Here is a 20,464-nt window from a genome sequence, read left to right as displayed (position 1 = left end):
GGATCAGTCGGTGAGACGCTCGCCCGTCGAGGTCGAGAACACGTGGATCTCACCCGGACGCGGCACCACGTGCAGGGTCGCGCCCTTGTCCGGCACCGCACGGCCGCTGACGCGGACGACCAGGTCCTTCAGGTCGTCGCCGACCTTGGCGCTGCCGTAGACGTAGCCGTCGGCGCCCAGCTCCTCGACGACGTTCACGGAGACCGCGAGACCGGCCGGGGCGTCCTCGGAGTCCTTGCTGAGGGACTTCGCGGCCTCGCCGTTGTGCTCGGCGATGTCGAAGTGCTCGGGGCGCACGCCGACGGTCACCGTGCGGTCACCCTTGTCGGTGGCGGCCTTGAGCGCCTCGCGGTTGACGGGCACCACGCTGTTGCCGAACTTCACACCGCCGTCGGTGATCGGGACCTCGACCAGGTTCATGGCCGGGGAGCCGATGAAGCCGGCCACGAAGAGGTTCGCGGGACGGTCGTACATGTTCCGCGGCGAGTCGACCTGCTGGAGCAGACCGTCCTTGAGCACGGCCACCCGGTCGCCCATCGTCATGGCCTCGACCTGGTCGTGGGTGACGTAGACGGTGGTGATGCCGAGACGGCGCTGGAGGGACGCGATCTGCGTACGGGTCGAGACACGGAGCTTGGCGTCGAGGTTCGACAGCGGCTCGTCCATGAGGAAGACCTGGGGCTCACGCACGATGGCGCGGCCCATCGCCACACGCTGGCGCTGACCGCCGGAGAGCGCCTTCGGCTTGCGGCCGAGGTACTCGGTGAGGTCCAGGATCTTGGCGGCGTCCTCGACCTTCTGCCGGATCTCCGCCTTGTTCACGCCGGCGATCTTGAGCGCGAAGCCCATGTTGTCGGCGACGGTCATGTGCGGGTACAGCGCGTAGTTCTGGAACACCATGGCGATGTCCCGGTCCTTCGGCGGCAGGTGCGTGACGTCGCGGTCACCGATGCGGATGGCGCCGGCGTTGACGTCCTCAAGCCCCGCGAGCATGCGGAGCGAGGTGGACTTGCCGCAGCCGGACGGACCGACGAGGACGAGGAACTCGCCGTCCCCGACCTCGATCTCCAGACCGTCTACGGCGGGCTTCTCGGTGCCCGGGTAGATCCGGGTCGCCTTGTCGAACGAAACAGTGGCCATGGTGAAGGCCCCCTTCTACCGGCAGGAACGTGCCGGACGATCCGTTGTAGGAAGGTGGTGGTGTAGTCCACGCGAGTGAACTGAGAACGGACGCTACCTGGCGTTCGCCCGTTCTGTCAGTACCTGAAGGCATCTGAACTTCGCGGAAATTTTCGACAGGCAGTCACCGGGACCTGGGTACACTGCACCAGGCACGCGCCCACACCCACGGCACAACCGTGCAGGCCTCCTTAGCTCAGATGGCCAGAGCAACGCACTTGTAATGCGTAGGTCGTCGGTTCGAATCCGACAGGGGGCTCTTTCGAAGGCCAGGTCACATCGCCCGTGACCTGGCCTTTTGTGTTGCTTGGGGTGCGGCGCGGTACACGGATCGGGTGCCGTGGGATGTTCTGCGTGAACGACGCATCACCGCAGCCTCTGCCGAGGCCCACTCTCCCGCACGAGCCCTGACTCGGCGTATCCAACACCTCAGCACCGGCATCCAGCGCACGATCAAGACCGCGCGGACAGCCTCGGGGCAAGCAACTCCAACACTTCCTCCCAGCGATACTGGTCGGCCCCGCCTCCGGCCTTCGGCCGATGAGGCTCGTACGACCCGATCAGGATGCCCATCTCGCGCAACCGCTTCAGGCTCTGCCGGTACGCGGGGTGGGCGGCCTGGGCCGAGTTCAGGTACGGCAGTACGGCGATCGGTACGCCCATGGCGGGTGCTTCGCACAGGATGCCCAGGGCGAGGTTGTCGGAGATTCCGGCGGCCCATTTGTTGACGGTGTTGAAGCTGGCCGGTGCTACCGCGATCGCGTCTGCGGGGCGCGTCGGGCGCGGTTGGTCCGGTGTTCGCCAGGCCGAGCGGATGGGGAGACCTGTCTGCGCCTCGACCGCCTCGATGTCGAGGAAGCCGAGTCCCTGCGGGGTGGCGACGACACCGACGTCCCAGTGCCGTTCCTGTGCTGCGGTGATCAGCTTGCCGACGTCGGCGGCCACCCCGGCCGCGCAGACGACGATCTGGAGGAACGGCTTGTCGGGCTGGTCACTCACGCGGGCACTCCCAGTTGGCGACTGAAGTGGTGCAGCTCGGGCAGTGCCCGGCGCCGGTCGCGGGCCGCCATGTCGGCGACCAGTTCGCGTACGGCCGGTCGGCGGATGTCCTGAGCCGCACAGCTCTCGGCGATGCGCAGGGCCTGGTAGCCGTCGGCGAGTCTGCCCTGCTGACTGTAGGCGCGGGCGGTCTCCACCCAGAGCGCGGCCCGGCGCTCTGGGACGGGAATGTGCCGCCGCATGAGGGGCCGCGCGGTTTCCAGCGCGATGCCAGCGTCGCCGAAGGAGACGGCCGCGCTGATCTCGTGCAGGGCCACGTTGGTGGGGCTGAAGTTAGCCCAGGCGTCGGGCCGGTCGAAGGAGACGTAGCGTGCCACCTCTTTGGCCTCGGTGAGGAAGTCCTGGGTAGTGGGGCGATCGCCGTTTCTGCTGGCGGCGGTCGCCCCACGGAGCAACAGCAGGCCGACCGCTGCCAGATACCGGGGCGAGCGCTGGTCGTAGGAACCCGTGAGCTGGTCGGCAGTGTGGCGGACCATGTTCATGGCCTGGGCGGTGTGCTTCTCGCGCACGAGGACATGGGCGTGCACGCGCACACTGGCGGCGAGGACGATCGGATCCTCGGATCGCTCCGCCTCGGCCATGGCCCGCCCGGCCGCGAGCCATGCGTTGCCGTGATCCGCTCGCTTCAGCAGCAGACTCACCGACGTCTGGTACGCGGTGGCGAGCAACCCGGACGCCTCCGCAGAGCCGGATGAGCCGCCGGCGGCATGGCGCAGGTCGGTGATCAGACCCGGCAGCGTCCGCTCCAGATCCGTGTAGTCGCACGTGCAGAACATCCGGCGCACGTCCCGTGTCCGGTCCCGTAGCTCGTCGATGTCCAGGGCTTGCCCGGTGGCAGCAGGGAGCGTGCCTGGCAGCAGGACCTGTACCAGGTCGAAGTGCGCTGCGGTGGACGACGGCGGAGCCGCGAGAGCTGCGACGCTCGCGGCCAGGAAGGTACGGCGGTGCATGTCCTCTGTTCCGGGGTCGGCGGGGCTGGTGTCGGAGGAGGCGGCGAGACCTAGACGGTGCGGTGGAATGTCCAGCACCTGCGCGATCTCGCGCAGCGTGCGGACGTCCTCGGTGCCCTTGCCGCTCTCCAGACGGCTCACCTTCGACTGGTGGTACCCCAGGGCGGCGGCAACCTCCGTCTGCGAGCGCCGCTGTGACACGCGGGCCTGACGGATCACTTCGCCGATCCGTCTCGCTTCACTCTGTGCCTCGGCCATCTGTGCCACGGCCCCTTCTGCCGTCGCCGATCCTGCCTGCTCAACCGAGCGTAACCGAGCGGCAATTGACCGCGATGCAGCTCCTGCATAAGTCATGCGGCGCCGGCACACGGCGTGGCCCCGTCTGCCTCCGAAGCGGTTGCGTGGAGCTGCCACACCGATCCAGGAGGCCGCTCATGGAAGCGCATCAGATCCATTTCCCCGTTCACGGCACACCTGCTGCCGCCAGCTCCGCGCGCCGGCAACTCGCCCTCGGGATACGGGCCTGGGACGCCTCCCTCGATCAGGAACTCCTGGAAACAGCGGAGTTGGTCGCAGCCGAGTTGCTCGCCAACGCGGTACGGCACGCGGGCCACGGCCCCATCTCGGCCGGCGCCCGCCTGAACGACGAACGCCTGCTGATCGAGGTGACCGATGCCAGCTCCAAGGCCCCACAGGTCGGACTGCCGGACGTGGAGGAGGAAGGCGGGCGCGGCCTGTTCATCGTCGCCGCCCTCGCCGATCGACACGGGATCGAACCACTGCCGTCCGGCAAGCGGTCCTGGGCCGAGTTCAAGGTCAGCGGCCCGGACCGGCCCTCACGATGCCTTCCCCTGCAAAGGAGTTGACGGTTGACAGCCGTACGGATCCCCCCCCAATCGCCGCCGAAGTGGTCGCCATCCGGCCCGGCACCTCTCTCACCGGTTCGGTGACAGTCGACGGGTCCAAGAACGCGGCCCTGCCCCTCCTGGCCGCCGCCGCGGCCCTGCACCGTCCGGTACACCTGGGCAACGTCCCGGCGAACACCGACGTCGAAACGATGCTCACGCTGCTCCAGCAGTCCGGCTGGCACACGGCCCGCCCCGTCACCGATCTGCACACCGCGGTCATCCTGCCCAGCGACAGGCCGGGACCGTGGCCCGACCCCGAGACCGCCGCACGTATCCGAGCGTCGTACTACCTCGTACCAGCGCTGCTCGGTGCCTACGGACGGGCCCGTCTCCCCTGGCCAGGCGGGTGCCGGATCGGGGAACGCGGCATGGAACAGCACTTCACGGTCTACGAGCACTTCGGCGACCGTACGACCGTCGACGACCGGGGCTACCTCGTGGAAGCAGCCGCCGCACGGACCGGAACGGTCTCGATCATGCTGCCCTTCCGCTCCCGAGGCGCGACCGTCGCCGCCGTCCTGCGCGCCGTCGTGGCCGGACGGCCACTGCGGCTGGGAGGGCCCAACCTCTCGCCGGAAGTCCTCAGCGTCGTAGAGGCGATACGGCTGGCTGGATGGCAGTGCCGGGCCGGCGAGTCCCTTCTTTCGCTCGCGCCGCCCCCATCCGCTCCCACGGAGACCATCGCCTGGAAGGTGCCCGGCGACAAGATCGAGGCAGGCACGCTGGCCTGTGCCGTCGCAGTGACGGGCGGCGAGGCACGTATCTGCGGCGTACGCGGCGATGACGTCGTTCCCCTGGTCAGTGCTCTACGACAGCTCGGTGTGCCCGCGAGCACCGAGGACGACGTACTGACCGTCCATGCCCACGACACCCGCCCCACCAGCCGGCCGCTACGAGCCGTCGCCTCCCTCGCCCCCGGCGGCCTGGACGCCGACTTCGAACCGCCCTTGATGGCCTTGGCTCTCACCCGCCCGGGCACGCATCTCTTCTCCGACACCATCAACCCCGGCCGCCACGGCAACCTCCTGCCCCAATTCGCCCGCCTCGGCGCCGAGATCCACGACCTGTCGCCCACCAAGTGCCGTCTCACCGGCCCGCAGCAGTTGACCGGCACGGGAGTGGAGGCCACCGACATCCGTACAGGCTCGGCCCTGCTCATCGCCGGCCTCACCGCACGCGGTGTCACCACGCTGGGCGGCCTCGATCAACTCCGCCGTGGGCACGCCGACTTGCCCACCAAGCTGCACGCCCTCGGCGCCGACATCTGTGAGGTCACCCCATGAGCCGACAGTTACGGAAGATCATCGCTACGACGGACGTCCACTCGGCTTTCGACGAGGCCACGCCGATGCTCACCCACCTCCACGCCGCCCGGGCCGAGAGCCTGGTAGTGGACTGCGGCGACTTCTTCGAAGGAAGCGGCTATTACCGCCTCGGCAAGGGCCACATCGAGCGCGAGATCCTCACCCGCCTGTACGACCTGCTCACACCCGGGAATCACGGCTGGCCGCACTACTTCGAACCAGGGCTGCACGAGATGACCGTGTGCGCCAACGCCTCCGACGCCAACGGCAAACCCCTCTTCGACCGAGTACGCATCAAGCGGATCGGCGGCCAACGGGTCGCCATCACCGCGGTGATGGGCCCCCAGGCGTTCAACACGATCCCCACGCGCGACCGCACCGGCCATCACGTCACCAACCCGGCTCACGCCCTGCGCGAGGTGATGCTGGAGAACCACCAACGAGCCGACGCCTGGATCGTGTTGTCCCACTCCGGGTTCGAGGAGGACCTGAAGCTGGCCGCCGCCTGCCCGTTCGCGAACGTCATCTTCGCCGGCCATTGCCACAGCGACACCTACGGCCCTGTGCGCATCGGCTACACCTTGGTCGTCAAGGGACGCGAACTCGGCGTCGGCTACGCCACCGCAGAACCGGGCGGCAGCGGCTGGGCCGCCCGCACATGCACCTTTCCCAATGCCACCGCAGTTCCCGGAGACCTCGCCACGGTGCGGGAGAAGATCTCCCTCTTCAGCCGGAAGCTGGCGAGTCCGCTCGGAACCGTGAACGAGCCCTACCGCAATGGGGGGTTGGACCTCAGCCGTCTGCTGCGAGAGATCGCCGGTCGACTCCACTCCGGCCTCGGCGCAGACGCGGTGATCCTCAACGAGACCGCGCTCCGTTCCGTACCGCTCGGCGAAGTGCTCACCCTCGGCGACCTGTTGGCCATCGAGCCCTTCGACAACCAGCTCGTCCACGCCGTCCTTCCTGACGAGCACGCCCAGGACCACGACGAGCTGCTCACGCAACTCGCCGAATGCGTGGGCCCGTTGATCATCGCTCCCACGCCTCTTCGGTCGGCGATGAGCAGCGTGCTGACGACGGACTACCTCGCCGACAGCCATCTGGGCGGCCGAACACATCAAGCCGGGCTCCGGCTCAGCCAAGCAGTACGTCGCGTCCTGGCCACCACCTTGCCCGGCGGCGCCACCGAGGGAGGCGAGCAGTGATCCTCACCGGCCCCGAGATCACCGCCGCTGCCCGCGACGGTCGCCTGACCATCGACCCCTTCGAGCTGGAGCAGGTCAACCCCAACAGCTACAACGTCCGCCTCGGCCCCACCCTGCTGACCTACGCCGACACAGTGATCGACTCCTACCGCCCCAACCTCACGCGTGAGATGGAAATCGGGACGGACGGACACGTGCTCCAACCCGGCGAGTTGTACCTCGGGCACACCCTCGAACAGGTCGGCTCCAACTCCTTCGTACCGCTGCTGTTCGGCCGCTCCTCGGTCGGCAGGCTCGGCCTCTTCGTCGAAATCACCGCCCCCATCGGCGACATCGGCTTCCACGGCCAGTGGACGCTGATGCTCTCGCCAGTCCGTCCGCTACGGGTGTATGCCGGCATGAAGATCGCGCAGATCATGTTCTTCGTCTCGACCGGTGAAATCGACCCGTACCAAGGCAAGTACCAGGCCGCCGCAGGCCCGCAGCCGTCGAAGTACTGGCGGGACGTCGCCCGGTTCGAGGCGGTCGCCTCGTGATCCTCACCGGCCCCGCGATCAGAGCTGCCCTTCAGTCGGGCGAGATCACGATCGAGCCGTACGATCCCGCCCGTCTCTCCCCGAACGCCTACGACTGGCGGCTCGGCGACACGCTTCGCGTCTGCGCTGGTGACCTGGACGCCGCCGCCCCCACCGCATTCGTCGAACAGGTCATCCCCGCAACGGGCTTGGTGCTGAAGCCGGGGGTGCTCTACCTCGGTGTCACGCTGGAGAAGACCGGTTCGGAGACGTACGCGCAGATACTCAACGGCGATCGGACCATCGGCACCCTCGGCATCTGGGTCCATGTCTCCGCCCCGCTCGGCCACCAAGGCCACGCCATTCGCTGGACGTTGGAGATCCGCGCCGCCAAGCCCGTCCGGGTCTATCCCGGGATGACCTTCGGCAAGCTCGTCTTCCTCACCGCCTTCGGCACGCCGGCCAGCTACCAGCAGCAGTTTTCCAAGTACGCGGCGACCGACGGCATCGACATCTCCCGCCTCTACGAGGAGATCCATGGAGGAGTCCTGTGAGTCCCCGCTCAGCCGCCGGGCCACTGGCCGCCACCCTGCTGGACCTGCCTGCCGGAAGCCCGGGCGGCAGCGTCGAACTCTTCCTCGACCTCTACACGGGCGACCGCCCCCTCATCCCGGCACGCGCGTTCATGCTCGGCCCGTCCAATCCGAGGCGCCTCCTCCCCGCTGGGCTCGACCTGCTGCCCGTGGCCGGCACGTGCCTGGAAGGCCCGGCCTTCGGCAGCTACGTCACAGCCCTACGCAGGGCCCTCACAGCCGCGATCGACCCAACCCAGATCGGCGTACTGCACCTCCAGCACCTGACCTTCGGCGCCACCCCAGCCCTGATCAGAGCCCTGCCCCTGCATCCCCGCATCGCCCTGGTCCACGGCACCGACCTGATCTTCGCCGAGGCCCACCACGATCAACTCCGAGTCCTGCGCGAGACCGTCAGAGCCGCCGACGCCATCGTCATCCCGACAGAGGCAATGGCCGACCGCTTGCTCAAGCTCGCCCCGAAGACCGACCGTCGGAAGATCACCCACATCCCCTGGGGCATCCCCGACCACCTGCTCACCGCTCCGCCGCCCCGACCGACCCACGCCTCCACCAGCCACCTACGACTGCTGTACGCAGGACGGCTGACCACCGAGAAGGGCGTGGCGGCCCTGATCAAGAGCTTGGCCCCTGTGCCAGGTGTCGAGCTGAGCATCGCCGCGCCCCGGGCCCAATTCCACGCCCTGGCCTCGCTGTTGAAACGGGCCGGCGTGAGGGCCCACTACCTCGGGTGGCTACCCCGTCAACAACTGTGGAAGGCGTTCGCCGAGCACGACGTACTGGTCATGCCGTCCACCACCCTGGAGGCCATGGGCTTGGTCGCGCTGGAGGCCCAAGCCTGTGGACTGCCCGTCCTCTACCAACCCGTACCGGGCCTGAGCGAGGCCCTTGCCGCGACCGGCGTAGCTACCGATTTCACCAACCCGGCCGCCTTCGCCCGCGATCTGGATCGGCTGCGAACCTCTCCTGGCCTGGTCTCCGCGCTGCGGCAGGCGGGCTACGCGAATGCCACCCGTTACCCGCTCTCGGCTACCGCGCAAGCTCTCACCGACCTCGGCCACCAACTCTCCTGAGCAGGTTCAGAAACCGGGCCGTTTGGCAGAGAAGGTAACTGGCTTGCCATGAGGGTCGGCAGCCCCGCACGCCGTTCCTCCACTCGTCCCACCCGCGTCGCTACGCTGACCGGCGGGATGCCGACTGCGAACAGGGAGACCATGACGTACCGCACTGACCGCATCGAGCAGCTCCTGAGCGAGGGCGTCCGCGACAAGGTCTACCCCGGCGCTGTATGGGCCGTCGGAGACACCGCCGGAACTCATGTGGACGGCACCACAGGGGTCCTCGACCCCGAGCAACCGGACGTGCCGATGCGGCCCGACACCGTCTTCGACGCCGCCAGCCTCACCAAGATCCTCGCCGTGTGGTGCTCGATCGGCTTCCTCTGGGAAGAAGGCAAGCTCGACCTCGACTCTCCTCTGGGCACCTTCTGGCCCGCGGTCGAAGGCCACGCGCTCGGATCGGTAACCGCCCGCCAGTTGCTGACCCACACGGCCGGCGTCCCCCTGCGGGCCCAGCTCAGAAACCTCTACGGCACCGACCCGCAGGACATCCGCGACGGCGTACTGAGAGAAGCACTGCACCGCCAGCCCGGAGAGGCCGTCGAATACACCGACCGGGCCGCCCTCATTCTCGGCTACCTCGCCGAACACCTCTCGGGCCAGCGCCTCGGCCAACTCGCCACGGAGCGGACCTGGCAGCCGCTGGGTATGAACACCACTCAGTTCGGGCCGCTTCCCTCTGAGATCGCCGCACGATGTGCACCGACCGAACTCGACCAGGACACCGGCACTCACCTCAAAGGCGTCGCTCACGACTTCTCCGCACGACTCCTGGGCGGCGTGTGCGGCATCGCCGGCACCTTCACCGTCCTCGATGACCTCGCCGCTTTCCTGCGTTACATGCTGGACGACACCTGTGCATCTGAGCAGGCCGGCTTTGGGTCGGCCTGGGCGACTGAGTCGCTGACGATCCAGACCGGTGAACTGGAGCCCGTACGCGGCCTGTTCTGGCACCCAGCTCCCGGTACCCAACCGACCCAGGATGTATGGGTGCACTACGGCTTCACTGGAACCGGCATGTGGATCTCACCAGACCAGGGGCGCTGGGCCGCACTGCTGACCAACAAGCTCTACTACACCCGCGACCGCCAGCCCCTCACCGAGATCCGCAACGCCTTCCGTGAACTCGCCTTCAGATGAAGGGCAGCATGCCAGTGAAACAGTCACCGCTTGCGGACTGAACCGGCGAACCGATGTCTGTGGCAGCGGTGTCGGCCCCGCTGCGGACGCCACAGCCAGCAGTCATGCGTCATACGCCTCCATTTTTTCTACCCGTACGAACTCGACTGGCGGCTGTGGCGCTTCAGCTTTCATTGGCTAGGTCAGTCAGGAGACGCATAGCTACACCGCAGACGCCCACACTGAATGTGCCAAGGAGCGAACAGCGGCGAGGTGGGTGGCCGCCCCCACTGGGCGCGTCGTAGCGGCGGTTGATCGAAAAGCCTGCGCATCGTGGCGCAGAAGCCGCAAGACTGGCCCAATGCAGAAGCCGAAGTCTTCGTCCGCAACACAGGTAATCATCAAGCTCGTTGGGTCCCGTGACGAGCAGCTCCTGACAGCGATCGTGGAACTCGGCGACCGCTTCAACAAGACCCTGGGGTTCATGCCACCTGCCGCGTATGCGCAGGCCGCCACGGAGAACCGGTTGCTTGCCGCGATGGTCGGCCGAAAGCTTGTCGGCTACACCCTCTTCTCGCTACCCCGGCAGCAGATCCGTCTCACCCATCTGTGCGTGGACCACGAGTCTCGGGGACAGGGCATCGGCCGCCGTCTGGTGGACGACATCTCCGCTCGCCACCACGACCGCTCCGGCATCGTGCTCAAGTGCCGTAAGGACTACGGCTACGACGCGATGTGGCGGCAATTGGGATTCGAGGCCCGCAATGAGGTCGACGGTCGCGGCAAGGACCGTAAACCCCTTGTCGTCTGGTCACGCGATCACGACCATCCCCATTTGTTCTCCGACCTTGAGTCGACCGCACTCCTATCCGTGGCGATGGACTGCAACGTCTTCGCGGACCTGCATTCGTCCGCAGAGCGGCACGGAGCCCAGGAGTCTCGGACACTCACCTCGGACTGGCTAGCTGGGCTGGTGGACCTCGTCGTCTTGCCGCAGTTGAAAGCCGAGATTGGCAAGATCTCCGACTCCGCAGAGCGACGTCGACAGTTGCAGGCGACGCACGGATACATCGAGCCAAGTGTGAGTCGGAACGACGCGGACCGTCTTATGGAGGAGCTCCGGTCCGCGGTCCAGGACCACATCGGCAACAAACGTCAGCTCTCTCAAAATGATCTTCGCGATCTGCGCTACGTCGCCGAGAGCAGCGCCAGCGGCATCCTGTTCCTGGTGACCCGGGACGAGTTCCTCGCTTCCTTGTCTGACATTGCCACGTCGGTTTGTCAGGTACGAATCCTCAGGCCCTCGGACATCGTCCTACACGTGGACGAGCTCACCAGAGCCCAGGTCTACCAACCTGGTGATCTTCTCGGCACGTCACTTACGGTTCAGGCCGTCCCTTCCGGACAGGAGAAAGGGCAACTCGCCTTCCTCAACAAGGCGGCCGGGGAGCGCAGGAACGACTTTGTCGCGGAGCTTCGTCAGCTCGCGACGCATCCGGCCCGCTGGGTCCGCCAGCAGGTGATTGACGCCCAAGGAGCCATCGCGGCCACCTACGGCTACGGAGTACGCGATGGCCAGTTGGTCGTGCCACTGCTTCGGGTACTCGACGGCCATCCCATGCACCAAACCCTGGCTCGACAGATCCTCTTCCGGCTGCGTGATCACTGCCGCCGTTCGGGCGTTCGCCTACTGTCTCTCACCGACAGGCACCTGCAGCCGTCTGTACGCATCGCAGCCGGCGAGGACGGCTTTCGCGAGCACGACGGGACCCTAGTAACGCTTGTCCTGGATGTCTGCGCGGATGCCCAGACCGTGGACGAGCAGGCTCAGTCCGCAGCTGCCCTCATCAATCTCCAGGTACCAGCGGTACCTACCGCCATGCCAGCAGCAGCCGCTGCTGCACTTGAGCGTGCCTGGTGGCCCGCGAAGATCACTGATTCACAGCTGCCGTGCTTTCTCGTTCCCATCCAGCCCCTGTGGTCCAGCGATCTCTTCGGCGTCCCCAGCGCGCTTACTCCCCGAGCCGATCATCTAGGCATCAGCCGCGAGCACGTCTACTACCGCGCCGCACGCTCCCGCGGCGAGAAGGTCCCGGCCCGGATCCTCTGGTACGCCAGCTCAGACAAGAACCAGTCTGTTTCCGCTGTGATCGCCTGCTCTCGCTTCGACGCCACTGTTGTCGACACCGGACGCTCTTTGTACGACCGCTTCAGGCACCTGGGGGTGTGGGGGCTGGAGGACATCCTGCGCGCGTGCGGTGATCGAGGCGAGGCGCGGGCTCTACTGTTTTCCGATACAGAGATCTTTCCGCGACCGGTGGGGCTGCACAAAGTGCAGTCGTTGGCTGCGCAGCGCGAGCACCCGCTCGGCGTGCAATCGGTCTTCGAGATCACTCCCGACCTGTTCAGCGCCATCTATCAGGAAGGCCAACCAGCACAGTGAACGAGCACGAACGCTCACTCCTGATGTCCCTCCACCCCCGGTATGCCACCGCCATTCTGGACGGCAGAAAGTCCGTCGAACTCCGCCGCCAACGTGTCGCCGTCCCACCAGGAACGAAGGTCATCCTGTACGCCACGTCGCCAGTGATGGCCTTGGTGGGCACCGCAACCGTCACGGCCGTACAGGTCGGCACGCCGTCTGAGATCTGGAAGACGCACAAGGAGCATGGGGCTATCAGCCGACGTGATTACCTCGCCTACATGGAAGGAGCAGAGCAGGCGTCAGCTCTGCTCCTTGATGCCGCCAGGCCCTTCTCCGATCCAGTTCCCCTGGCCCACCTTCGTGCTGGAGGCTCGTTCCACCCGCCCCAGAGTTATCGCTACGTCGACCCTGAAACTCTGAGTAGTTGGGTAGACGGGCACCCGACAGCGGAAGAAGTACTCCGAGAAACTAGCCCCCGGCCGCGAGCCGGTGCTGCGAAGCCCGCAGCGAAGAACCAGGCACAACGAGGCGCGGGTTCACCACTGGGCGGCAGCATGATCCTTGCACGACATGTAGCTGCCTAAGGTTCGGCGAGATTGCCAGAGACCCACAGTAGAAGAGTTCCAACAGGTCAGATCCAGCGAATCGGGTCAACGCTGACCCGATTCGCTGAGCAGCCCCGCTACGGGGAGCCGCTTCTGAGAGCGTTGTGGCCAACAGAACCGCAGCTCGAAGAGCTGCGGTTCTTCCATGCTCGACGTGTTCTCGTCGGTGGGCCCGGCCAGCACCGGGGCGGGTGGTTTCTCGTCCTGGAGGTGGTCGGTGTCGTCGGTGATCGCGTTGATGGAACGGGGTGAAGTGCGGGCTCGCGAAGTGCTGGGCGGGGCGGAGGCCCGGCTGCGCGAGGCCGAGGAATAGGCCGCCGAGGCTGGTCAGCGGTGGGAGTTCGCCCGGATCGGGCGGGAGGAGCTGATGGACGAGCTTGCCGCGACGGGTGCGCAGGCGGCCGCCGATGCCGGGGCGGTTGCGGATGTGCCGCAGGAGCCGGACAGCGAGGCCAAGGTGCCCTCGCGCAGAGGGCGTGAGGGCTATGACGAGCGGCCGTCGCAGTGGCACGTGGGCCTGGAAGGACGGTCGTTGTGCGGCACGTACCGGCAGATTTTCGAGACGGTCGTGGCCGCCGACGGCCTGGTGGACGTGGCCACGATCGCGGACACTCTGGGGCTGGGACGGGAAAAACTCGCGGTGGAACGGGTGCGCCATCGCGCCTATGTCCTGCAAGCGAAGGGCTGGCTGCAGCGGGAGAGGGCCTGTTCAGGCCGGCTGCGGGCCCGGCCGGCGATCGGGCCAGTGCCGGCGCTCGCTGGCGATCCGGCGGGTGAGGGTGATCAGGCCGGCCCACCAGACCGTCTGCTCGTAATGGTCCGGGCGGCGTTCGTGGTCACGGTTGAGACGCTGGGCCCGTGAGAGCTGACCCAGGGTGCGTTCCACGACCCATCGGCGGGCCAGGACGGTGAAGCCGCGTATCCCGTCCGCGCGTTGAACGACCTCGACCCTCACGCCGTGCCGGGCGCACGCATCGGCCAGGGCTGTCCCTGGTAGGCGCTGTCGGCCCAGACGAGTTTCAGCAGCCGTCCGGGCTCGTCCATGTAGAGGTCCAGGAGCGCGGGCGCGGGCTTGGAGTCGTGGACGTCGGCCGGGGTCACGATGACTTACAGCAGGTCACCGCAGGTATCGGTCAGGATCGAGCGCTTGCGGCCGTCGCGCTTCTTGTTCCCGTCGAAGCCGCGTGACATCACGACGGTGTCCGCGCCGTCGACGGACTGCGCATCGATGATGCCGGCGGTCGGCTCCGCGCTGCGGCCCCTCGCCACCCGGTTGGTGCGGCGCAGCCGCTGGTATAACTCCCGGACGTATCCGTGCGCACGCCAGCGGCGAAAGAAGTCGTACACCGCCCGCCACTAGGGGAAATCCCGTGGCACCGCAGACCACTTCGCGCCATTGTCGACCACGTAGCGCACCGCGTCGACCATGTCGCGGTGGCAGTGCGCCTCCGGCCGGCCGCCCCAGGACTCCATCCAGGCCGGCATCGGCATCGACACCCGGACCAAGGCCCATTCCGCGTCGCTCATGTCGGTCTCGTAGTACGACTCCCGCCGCCTTGGAGCGATCGCCCCGAACTGGTGGACGTAGCAGTCGCATTCCAGGGTGACGGGGTTGGGCGTCTCGGGCACGGCAGTGGTCCACTGGACGGGCAACGGGTCTCCTCGGAGTGCTTGGTCGACTCAACCGTGTCCCTACCGAGGGGCCCGTTCTTTCATGCCCGCCACCCGCACCGCACGAGTGCCCGAACCGCCCCCGGCTACCGCTCGAACGCAATCCGATTGGCCACAACGCTCTCATTCCCAGGGACGCCGCGGTGTCCAGCGCAACGGTTGATTGCGGATGGACACGCAAAATTCCGGCCACGAAGAGAGTCTCTGCCAGTTCCACGACATCGCTGTCCACACGGAGGAGTGCGATCTACTGGTCCACGACGTCGCAGGCCAGGCGAAAGCGCCCGGCATCCGGCTCGGCCGCAAGACAGAGGGCCGCGTCCACCAGCGCGTCAGGCGCAGACCACCAAGGGCTCGACCGCGTCCGTCCCCAACGGATCTCCGATGCCTCCAAGGCCAGGCGGGCGTACAAGTAGGCATCGCGCGGGCCCTTTCGCTCATCGCCTCGTGAGAAGCCCCGGCCGTCTGTTCTGCCATTTCCTGGGAGAAAGCCCACTGCGGAGAACGGACCCGCTCGACGGCGACGGCCTCCGAGAGGTGTCGCTCCTGGATATCGAAGACGAGTCGCACGACTTGCCGCGCCACGGAATCCTGCGAAGACCGACTGTTCCTCGGCACGCTGACAACTCCTTCTCAACGGCCCGGCTCCCTGCTCGTGAAGTCCCCGGCTATCCGTCGTAGTTGAATCCGTCGGGATCACGTGCGACGCGGACGACGAGCCGGCTGGAGGTGTGCCGACGGAAGGCTCCGCCCAGCTGTAAACCCTGCTGCTGCACCTTGGCGGCAAGCTCCGGGGTGAATCCGAAGTCCTTGGACGACTCCATGACTGCCGAAGCCTGCGACATCGTGCTGTCCACCAGCGTCCTCACCATGTCGCGGATCACCGGCTCGGTCGCCAGCAAGGGGTGCGCCAGGGGATCGGCCCCCTCCCCCTGCACCGATGGGCCGAGACCTCCTTGCCACCGGTAGGCGACACGGGCCTGCTTCCGCCACGAGAAATCGGTTCCGGCCGTTCCCTGTCCGATGGGAAGGCCGGTCTGGGTCACCAGGGGCAGCCCGAGCGCCAGCTGCAGCTCGTGTTCACTGGCGATGTCCGCGGCCTCGATCTCGATGAAACCGGCGCCGGCTGTCCGAAAGAGGACGGCCAGCTCCTCCACCCGGGCGCGGAGCAGATAGCCGTGGACGTCATGCAGCGGGTAGTAGCTGGCGTGATCGTGAGGATGGGCAGCGTAGACCGTGCCGCTGACCGGGTGTCCGTCCGGGAAGTTGAAGACCTCCTTCGCCGCCTGCACCGTGACCATGGTGATGCCGAGAGACCGTCGCCGGTGCCATTGCCAGCCGGCGACGGGCAGGCCGACGGCCGGCACCAGCGAGGTGGCCGCAATCGCCCAGTCCTTACCGGTCATGTCCTTCAAGGAGATGCCAGCCTCGACCGCCAGCAACTTGCGACGCTCGTACGAGACCTCATCCAGATTCAACGGATCTCCCCTCTCCGGGGTCCTGGCACCCCGAGTTTGTGGCGCCCGACCCCGCCCGGCCCAGCGACGCTATCCGGGCAACCGACTTGTTGTCAGGAGCGCGCGAGGGGGCGCGCTCTCATACCCCGGGGCGCCCGAAAGCGTCACTACCAACGGGCCCGTTCTTTCATGCCCGCGGCCGCACCCGTACCTCTTTCCAGATGATCACCCGCCGCACACCTCGAACGAAATCCGGTTTGCCACAACGCAGTTACTTCATGACGGTATGGATAAGAGGCACGGTGATATCGAAGAGGCGGAGTGCCATGAACGGTTCCGCCGTGAGGAATACCAGGTCGGCTGCCCACGGCATCTGGGTAGACGTCGACCCGGCAAGACGATTCGCGGCATTCTCTCCCCACTCGTTCAGCCGCCGACCGTGTGCAGGTTCCCGGGGCGTTCGTTGCGTTGAACGGAACGGTCTCGCCGTCGCGTTGGTCGTGATCGACTGTCCGGTTGGCGGAGGCTTCGCATGCCAGTTCTCAAGCACCATGCTCAGCAGAAGGGTTGGCCGTTGGTTGATGACATTTCTCTGGCGCGGTCAGGCACACAGCGTTACATTCTGTACACGGATTCGGACTCGGGGGAGGGCGCAATGGAACCGGTGTCGCTGATCGTCGCAGCTTTGCTGGCTGGTGCCACGGCTGGTGCGAGTGAGGCTGCCAGGGAGTTCGCCTTGGCCGCATACCGTGATCTGCGGGAGCGGGTGCGCGCCCGGCTCGCCGACCGCGAGGACGGGCGGCTCGTGCTGGACCGGTTCGAGCAGGAGCCCGCTGCTTGGGGGCCCCCGCTGCGGGCCGAGTTGACTGCCGTGGGGGCTGGCGACGATGCGCAACTGGTTGCGGCGGCGCAACGGGTATTGGACGCGGTTGGCGACGGTGGTGCTGTGGGTGCAAAATACCTTACGCACTTCCACGGCGAGGTCGGCAGCGCGGTCGTTGGCGACGCCGCGCGCGTGGATGTAACCATCAACAGGGCCGCCGAAAGGGCTCCCTCTCCGCCCACCGAATCCGGCCGCGGCCCGGACCCCGCGACGCCATCGACGTGACGTCGTGGACCGAGTCGGGCCCGTACCCGTGGAGTTTCATGGAGATGCTGACGTTGCGCTGATCGGCGACTACGCCACCGTCCATGTCCACCCCAAATCTGAACCTGTTCCCGCACCGTTCCTTGCTCCACCCCGACCCTCCGGCCTTCTCGTCGGCCGTGAGGATCTGCGTGCCCAGATCCGCCAAGGGCTCGCCGGCGGCGCCGTCGCGCTATACGGACTGCCTGGTGTCGGCAAAACCGCGCTCGCCTTGGACCTTGCTTACGACCGGGAGATACGGGAGCGCTTCCCGGACGGTGTCCTGTGGGCAGGTCTGGGCTCACGCGCGGAGGGTGCGGACGTGCTGCAGCACCTCGTGCTTTGGGGCGAGCAAGTCGGGCTGACACCTGAACATGTGCGCACACCTGGTGTGCTCGGCTGGTCCGAGAGCCTGCATCGGCGTATCGGCTCCGGACGCTTTCTCCTCGTCATCGACGACGCATGGGATCCGGACGGTGCGCTTGCCCTCCAAGTCGGGGGCCCTGACAGCGCGCAGTTGCTGACTACTCGTTTCCCCAGCGTGGCCCTGGAATTCGGGGGCATGGCGTTACGGGTAGATGAGCTGACGCCGGCCGGGGGGCTACAGCTGCTTCAGGCGCTCGCGGAGGAGGCGGTCGACGCCTACCGAGCGGTCGCTGTCGACTTGGTGGAATTGGTCGGTGGGTTGCCACTGGCCCTCACACTGATAGGCCACCACCTGCGCGGAGCGACGGTCATCGGCCATGACTCGGTGACCGAGGCACTGGAGCGGCTGCGCCAAGCGGAGGAGCGGCTACGGCTGCAGCGCCGACAGGCTCCGGCTGCTGCTCACCCCAGCATTTCCGGTGGGTTGCCCATCTCGCTACTGGCCGCACTGGATATCGGATATGACCGGTTACCGGAAGAAACGCAGCGGGCGTTGCTCGGCCTCGCCGCGTTTCTTCCGAAGCCCAATGACTTCCCGCTGACAGCTGCGCTGGCGGTTACGGAGACCGCGCCGGAGGTGCTGCGTACTGCCGTTTGGGCTGGGTTGGTGGAATCCCCGGGCCGTGACCGCTACACGATGCACCAAGTAGTCCACGACTACGTACGGTCCAAGGGGGCGGGGACAGGACATGGTCGCGGCGACCTGGCCGCGGCGGAGCGGCGTATGGCCGCGGTGTACGTGGGCATCGTCGGCGGAAGGAGCCCTGACGGAGTTCGTGGAGGTGGAGTCGGTGACGCCAGCGTGGCCCAGGAGGCAGTCATGACGAGCGAGGAGTTCCAGAGCGAGCTGGGCAATGTCCTACATGCGCTGGACCATGCTCATCGTCACGCCATGCACGAGGAGTTGCTCGCGGGTGTCGATGCGGCTTACCCGCTGCTCGTGCATCGTGGGCTCTACATCCTGGCCGAGCCTCATCTTCAGAACGCACTACATGCTGCGCGTGCGGTGGGAGACGCCCGAGCTGAGGCCCGCACGCTGCTGCGCCTGGGAAGTGTCGTCCTAGAACGCGGCGACCTGCGGGAGGGCGGGCGATATCTCGATGAGGGTATGCACCGTGCCCAGGAGACCGACTCGATCGGCGAGATCATCGGCTTGCTGCTGAAGCTGGGCTGGAGTGTCGGCATGCGCGGTGATCTGGAGAGTGCCCGCCGCTACTTCTCGGACGCACTGGTCGGTGCCCAAGGCGTGGAGGCAGTCCCGGCGCTGCAAGGTTTGGGTTGGGTGGACGGGCTACAGGGGCGCCACGATGAGTCGGCCGCGCATCTGCAGCGCGGCTTGGAGCTGGCCCGTGAGGCTGGAGTCGCCTCGCAGATCGCCGGGCTGCTGCAAGTGAGTGGCTGGATGCGCACAATGGTAGGAGCCTACGCGGAATCGCAGGATCTGTTCGCGGAATGCCTGGCACTGGCCCGCGCTGAGAGGCTGGGCACGGACGAAGTGGACGCCCTGCACGGTTTGGGTTGGCTCGCCATCCACCGTGGTCACTACGCCAGTGCCCGTGAACTGCTAACCGAAGGTCTACGGCTCGCCCGCGACTTGGACTACCACGAGTACCTTCCACTGATGATCAACCTGGGGCGCGTCCTGACCAGTACGGGCTCGCTTGACGAGGCCGGGCTGCTGCTGCGCGAAGCCGTGGCGATGGCCCAGACCCAGGACCGCCCGGAGAAACTGAGCGACGCCCTGAGCGCCCTGGCTCGACAGGAGCTTGCTGCAGGCAGGCCCGAGGCAGCAGAACACCACCTGCATGAGAGTTTGAGTGTGGCAGAGCGGATCGCGGTCCGGTCGGTGTTGGTCGAGGCTCTGCAGACGCAGGCTGAACTCGAACTGGCCCACGGCCACACTGCTTCTGCCCAAGACCCGTTGCTGCGTGCCATGCGGTTGGAGCGCGGCAACGCTGCAATGCTGGCCCGGCTGCGGCTGCAGTTGGCCGAGTCGCACGCGGCGCAGGAAGACCACAGCACCGCCAAGGAGATCTTCCGGGCAGCATTCGCGGGTGCTGAGCGCACAGGCCAGGAGGAACTGGCCGCGTTGTGCCTGTACGGCCAGGCTCGCGGGCTGGCCGCAGCCGGGGACGCGGACGGCGCGCGGAGTCTCGGCTCCGAGGCGGTGCGTCGGCTGGACGCCATGGACTCACCGAACGCGCCGAAGGCCCGTGCCTGGGTGGTCGGGCTTTAGCCGCTGTCCACTTGTCGATCATGCGATGGCCTGGTCGAACCGGCTTCCTGGTCGGGTGATCGTGCGAGGGTCTGCGCATGACAGCGGGGCCAGGCCGCCGCAGGTCACATGGCAGCCGCCGTCCGGGCTCCCCGACCGCCGCAAGCACGGCGGCGTTGATCACGACCGTGCGGACAACCTCGGGATACGAGCCGATCAGGACGCCCGTCTCGCGCAGCCGCTCCAGACTCTGTCAGTGCGCGAGGTGGGCGGCCTGGACCGAGTTCAGGTACGACAGTACGGCGACTGATACGTCCATGGCGGGTGCTTCGCACAGGAAGCCCAAGGCGAGGTTGTCGGAAACTCTGGCGGCCACTTGTTGAAGGTGGCCGGGGCGACCGCGATCGCGTCCGCGGGTTGGGCGTGGTTCTCCCGGTGATCGCCAGGCCGAGCGGATGGGGTGGCCGGTCTGTGCCCCGACCGCCTCCGCGTCAAGGAAGCCGAGTCCTTGCGGGGTGGCGACGACGCTGATGTCCAGCGATTACGGCACCTCAACGGCGGGGATGTGGAGGCCGGGAGTGGATTCTGG

20 protein-coding genes, 1 tRNA gene and 1 pseudogene are annotated in these 20,464 nt (G+C 67.0%); 14 read left to right on the top strand and 8 right to left on the bottom strand.

Annotated features, from left to right (window positions below):
* Positions 1 to 3 precede the first annotated feature (3 nt).
* On the bottom strand, positions 4 to 1,140 hold the full coding sequence (locus ACIQPR_RS05975) for an ABC transporter ATP-binding protein (RefSeq protein WP_403642461.1): 1,137 nt from the start codon (positions 1,138 to 1,140) through the stop codon (positions 4 to 6).
* Between the two features lie 224 nt (positions 1,141 to 1,364).
* On the opposite strand from ACIQPR_RS05975, the gene ACIQPR_RS05970 reads away from it, so the two are divergent.
* Positions 1,365 to 1,438 (top strand) — tRNA-Thr (locus tag ACIQPR_RS05970).
* A 194-nt stretch (positions 1,439 to 1,632) separates the two neighbouring features.
* Here the strand turns inward: ACIQPR_RS05970 and ACIQPR_RS05965 are convergent.
* On the bottom strand, positions 1,633 to 2,178 hold the full coding sequence (locus ACIQPR_RS05965; protein WP_403642458.1) for a flavoprotein: 546 nt from the start codon (positions 2,176 to 2,178) through the stop codon (positions 1,633 to 1,635).
* Positions 2,175 to 3,446, bottom strand: a complete 1,272-nt coding sequence (locus ACIQPR_RS05960; RefSeq protein ID WP_403642456.1) for a helix-turn-helix domain-containing protein — start codon at positions 3,444 to 3,446, stop codon at positions 2,175 to 2,177. The genes ACIQPR_RS05965 and ACIQPR_RS05960 overlap by 4 nt, the downstream gene beginning before the upstream one ends.
* Positions 3,447 to 3,622: 176 nt before the next feature.
* Here ACIQPR_RS05960 and ACIQPR_RS05955 point away from each other — a divergent pair, with 176 nt between their 5' ends.
* The 11 genes from ACIQPR_RS05955 (at position 3,623) to ACIQPR_RS05905 (ending at position 13,842) form a co-directional block, all read left to right on the top strand.
* Positions 3,623 to 4,054, top strand: a complete 432-nt coding sequence (locus ACIQPR_RS05955; protein ID WP_403642453.1) for an ATP-binding protein — start codon at positions 3,623 to 3,625, stop codon at positions 4,052 to 4,054.
* 41 nt (positions 4,055 to 4,095) lie between these two features.
* Positions 4,096 to 5,379 carry a UDP-N-acetylglucosamine 1-carboxyvinyltransferase gene (locus ACIQPR_RS05950; protein ID WP_403642963.1) on the top strand — a complete coding sequence of 428 codons (1,284 nt, stop codon included), beginning with the start codon at positions 4,096 to 4,098 and terminating at the stop codon, positions 5,377 to 5,379.
* Positions 5,376 to 6,605, top strand: a complete 1,230-nt coding sequence (locus ACIQPR_RS05945) for a metallophosphoesterase (RefSeq protein ID WP_403642450.1) — start codon at positions 5,376 to 5,378, stop codon at positions 6,603 to 6,605. The genes ACIQPR_RS05950 and ACIQPR_RS05945 overlap by 4 nt, the downstream gene beginning before the upstream one ends.
* On the top strand, positions 6,602 to 7,141 hold the full coding sequence (gene dcd / locus ACIQPR_RS05940) for a dCTP deaminase (protein WP_403642447.1): 540 nt from the start codon (positions 6,602 to 6,604) through the stop codon (positions 7,139 to 7,141). The genes ACIQPR_RS05945 and dcd overlap by 4 nt, the downstream gene beginning before the upstream one ends.
* A complete protein-coding gene (locus ACIQPR_RS05935) occupies positions 7,138 to 7,674 on the top strand; it encodes a dCTP deaminase domain-containing protein (RefSeq protein WP_403642444.1) in 537 nt (178 codons plus the stop codon). The genes dcd and ACIQPR_RS05935 overlap by 4 nt, the downstream gene beginning before the upstream one ends.
* On the top strand, positions 7,671 to 8,786 hold the full coding sequence (locus tag ACIQPR_RS05930) for a glycosyltransferase family 4 protein (protein ID WP_403642441.1): 1,116 nt from the start codon (positions 7,671 to 7,673) through the stop codon (positions 8,784 to 8,786). The genes ACIQPR_RS05935 and ACIQPR_RS05930 overlap by 4 nt, the downstream gene beginning before the upstream one ends.
* A 141-nt stretch (positions 8,787 to 8,927) precedes the next feature.
* Positions 8,928 to 9,971 (top strand): serine hydrolase domain-containing protein, encoded by a 1,044-nt coding sequence (locus ACIQPR_RS05925; protein WP_403642438.1) that lies wholly within the window; start codon positions 8,928 to 8,930, stop codon positions 9,969 to 9,971.
* A 340-nt stretch (positions 9,972 to 10,311) separates the two neighbouring features.
* The gene (locus tag ACIQPR_RS05920; protein ID WP_403642435.1) at positions 10,312 to 12,393 is read left to right on the top strand and encodes a GNAT family N-acetyltransferase; all 2,082 of its coding nucleotides are present in this window, start codon (positions 10,312 to 10,314) and stop codon (positions 12,391 to 12,393) included.
* Positions 12,394 to 12,416: 23 nt separating this feature from the next.
* Positions 12,417 to 12,959 carry an ASCH domain-containing protein gene (locus ACIQPR_RS05915; RefSeq protein WP_403642960.1) on the top strand — a complete coding sequence of 181 codons (543 nt, stop codon included), beginning with the start codon at positions 12,417 to 12,419 and terminating at the stop codon, positions 12,957 to 12,959.
* A 166-nt stretch (positions 12,960 to 13,125) separates the two neighbouring features.
* Positions 13,126 to 13,293: a hypothetical protein gene (locus ACIQPR_RS05910; protein WP_403642432.1), complete on the top strand. Its 168-nt coding sequence runs from the start codon at positions 13,126 to 13,128 to the stop codon at positions 13,291 to 13,293.
* Positions 13,294 to 13,347: 54 nt separating this feature from the next.
* The gene (locus ACIQPR_RS05905; RefSeq protein WP_403642429.1) at positions 13,348 to 13,842 is read left to right on the top strand and encodes a hypothetical protein; all 495 of its coding nucleotides are present in this window, start codon (positions 13,348 to 13,350) and stop codon (positions 13,840 to 13,842) included.
* Positions 13,843 to 13,931: 89 nt separating this feature from the next.
* Here ACIQPR_RS05905 and ACIQPR_RS05900 read toward each other — a convergent pair whose 3' ends face one another.
* The 4 genes from ACIQPR_RS05900 to ACIQPR_RS05885 form a co-directional block, all read right to left on the bottom strand.
* Positions 13,932 to 14,081: a transposase gene (locus ACIQPR_RS05900; protein ID WP_403642427.1), complete on the bottom strand. Its 150-nt coding sequence runs from the start codon at positions 14,079 to 14,081 to the stop codon at positions 13,932 to 13,934.
* 6 nt (positions 14,082 to 14,087) lie between these two features.
* Entirely contained in the window at positions 14,088 to 14,327 is a 240-nt protein-coding gene (locus ACIQPR_RS05895) for a hypothetical protein (protein ID WP_403642425.1), read from the bottom strand.
* A gap of 9 nt (positions 14,328 to 14,336) precedes the next feature.
* Positions 14,337 to 14,633 (bottom strand): transposase, encoded by a 297-nt coding sequence (locus ACIQPR_RS05890; RefSeq protein ID WP_403642422.1) that lies wholly within the window; start codon positions 14,631 to 14,633, stop codon positions 14,337 to 14,339.
* Positions 14,634 to 15,319: 686 nt separating this feature from the next.
* Entirely contained in the window at positions 15,320 to 16,129 is an 810-nt protein-coding gene (locus tag ACIQPR_RS05885) for a hypothetical protein (protein ID WP_403642419.1), read from the bottom strand.
* Between the two features lie 511 nt (positions 16,130 to 16,640).
* On the opposite strand from ACIQPR_RS05885, the gene ACIQPR_RS05880 reads away from it, so the two are divergent.
* Entirely contained in the window at positions 16,641 to 17,216 is a 576-nt protein-coding gene (locus ACIQPR_RS05880) for a hypothetical protein (RefSeq protein ID WP_403642416.1), read from the top strand.
* A 28-nt stretch (positions 17,217 to 17,244) separates the two neighbouring features.
* Positions 17,245 to 19,896 carry an NB-ARC domain-containing protein gene (locus ACIQPR_RS05875; RefSeq protein WP_403642413.1) on the top strand — a complete coding sequence of 884 codons (2,652 nt, stop codon included), beginning with the start codon at positions 17,245 to 17,247 and terminating at the stop codon, positions 19,894 to 19,896.
* 235 nt (positions 19,897 to 20,131) lie between these two features.
* Here the strand turns inward: ACIQPR_RS05875 and ACIQPR_RS05870 are convergent.
* A pseudogene (locus ACIQPR_RS05870) lies at positions 20,132 to 20,410 on the bottom strand (flavoprotein); the annotation flags it as partial.
* Between the last annotated feature and the right edge of the window lie 54 nt (positions 20,411 to 20,464).

This window comes from Streptomyces sp. NPDC091280, from assembly GCF_044768565.1.
Taxonomy (GTDB): Bacteria; Actinomycetota; Actinomycetes; order Streptomycetales; family Streptomycetaceae; genus Streptomyces.
Note: the sequence above shows the minus strand (reverse complement) of the source record. Positions and strands in the feature narration are given on the sequence as shown.

Excerpts from the sequence above, each read along its gene's own strand:
- ACIQPR_RS05975 (WP_403642461.1), bottom strand. The coding sequence starts at position 1,140 with ATGGCCACTGTTTCGTTCGACAAGGCGACCCGGATCTACCCGGGCACC.
- ACIQPR_RS05960 (WP_403642456.1), bottom strand. The coding sequence starts at position 3,446 with ATGGCCGAGGCACAGAGTGAAGCGAGACGGATCGGCGAAGTGATCCGT.
- ACIQPR_RS05955 (WP_403642453.1), top strand. The coding sequence starts at position 3,623 with ATGGAAGCGCATCAGATCCATTTCCCCGTTCACGGCACACCTGCTGCC.
- ACIQPR_RS05945 (WP_403642450.1), top strand. The coding sequence starts at position 5,376 with ATGAGCCGACAGTTACGGAAGATCATCGCTACGACGGACGTCCACTCG.
- ACIQPR_RS05925 (WP_403642438.1), top strand. The coding sequence starts at position 8,928 with ATGACGTACCGCACTGACCGCATCGAGCAGCTCCTGAGCGAGGGCGTC.
- ACIQPR_RS05920 (WP_403642435.1), top strand. The coding sequence starts at position 10,312 with ATGCAGAAGCCGAAGTCTTCGTCCGCAACACAGGTAATCATCAAGCTC.
- ACIQPR_RS05915 (WP_403642960.1), top strand. The coding sequence starts at position 12,417 with ATGTCCCTCCACCCCCGGTATGCCACCGCCATTCTGGACGGCAGAAAG.
- ACIQPR_RS05910 (WP_403642432.1), top strand. The coding sequence starts at position 13,126 with ATGCTCGACGTGTTCTCGTCGGTGGGCCCGGCCAGCACCGGGGCGGGT.
- ACIQPR_RS05905 (WP_403642429.1), top strand. The coding sequence starts at position 13,348 with ATGGACGAGCTTGCCGCGACGGGTGCGCAGGCGGCCGCCGATGCCGGG.
- ACIQPR_RS05880 (WP_403642416.1), top strand. The coding sequence starts at position 16,641 with ATGCCAGTTCTCAAGCACCATGCTCAGCAGAAGGGTTGGCCGTTGGTT.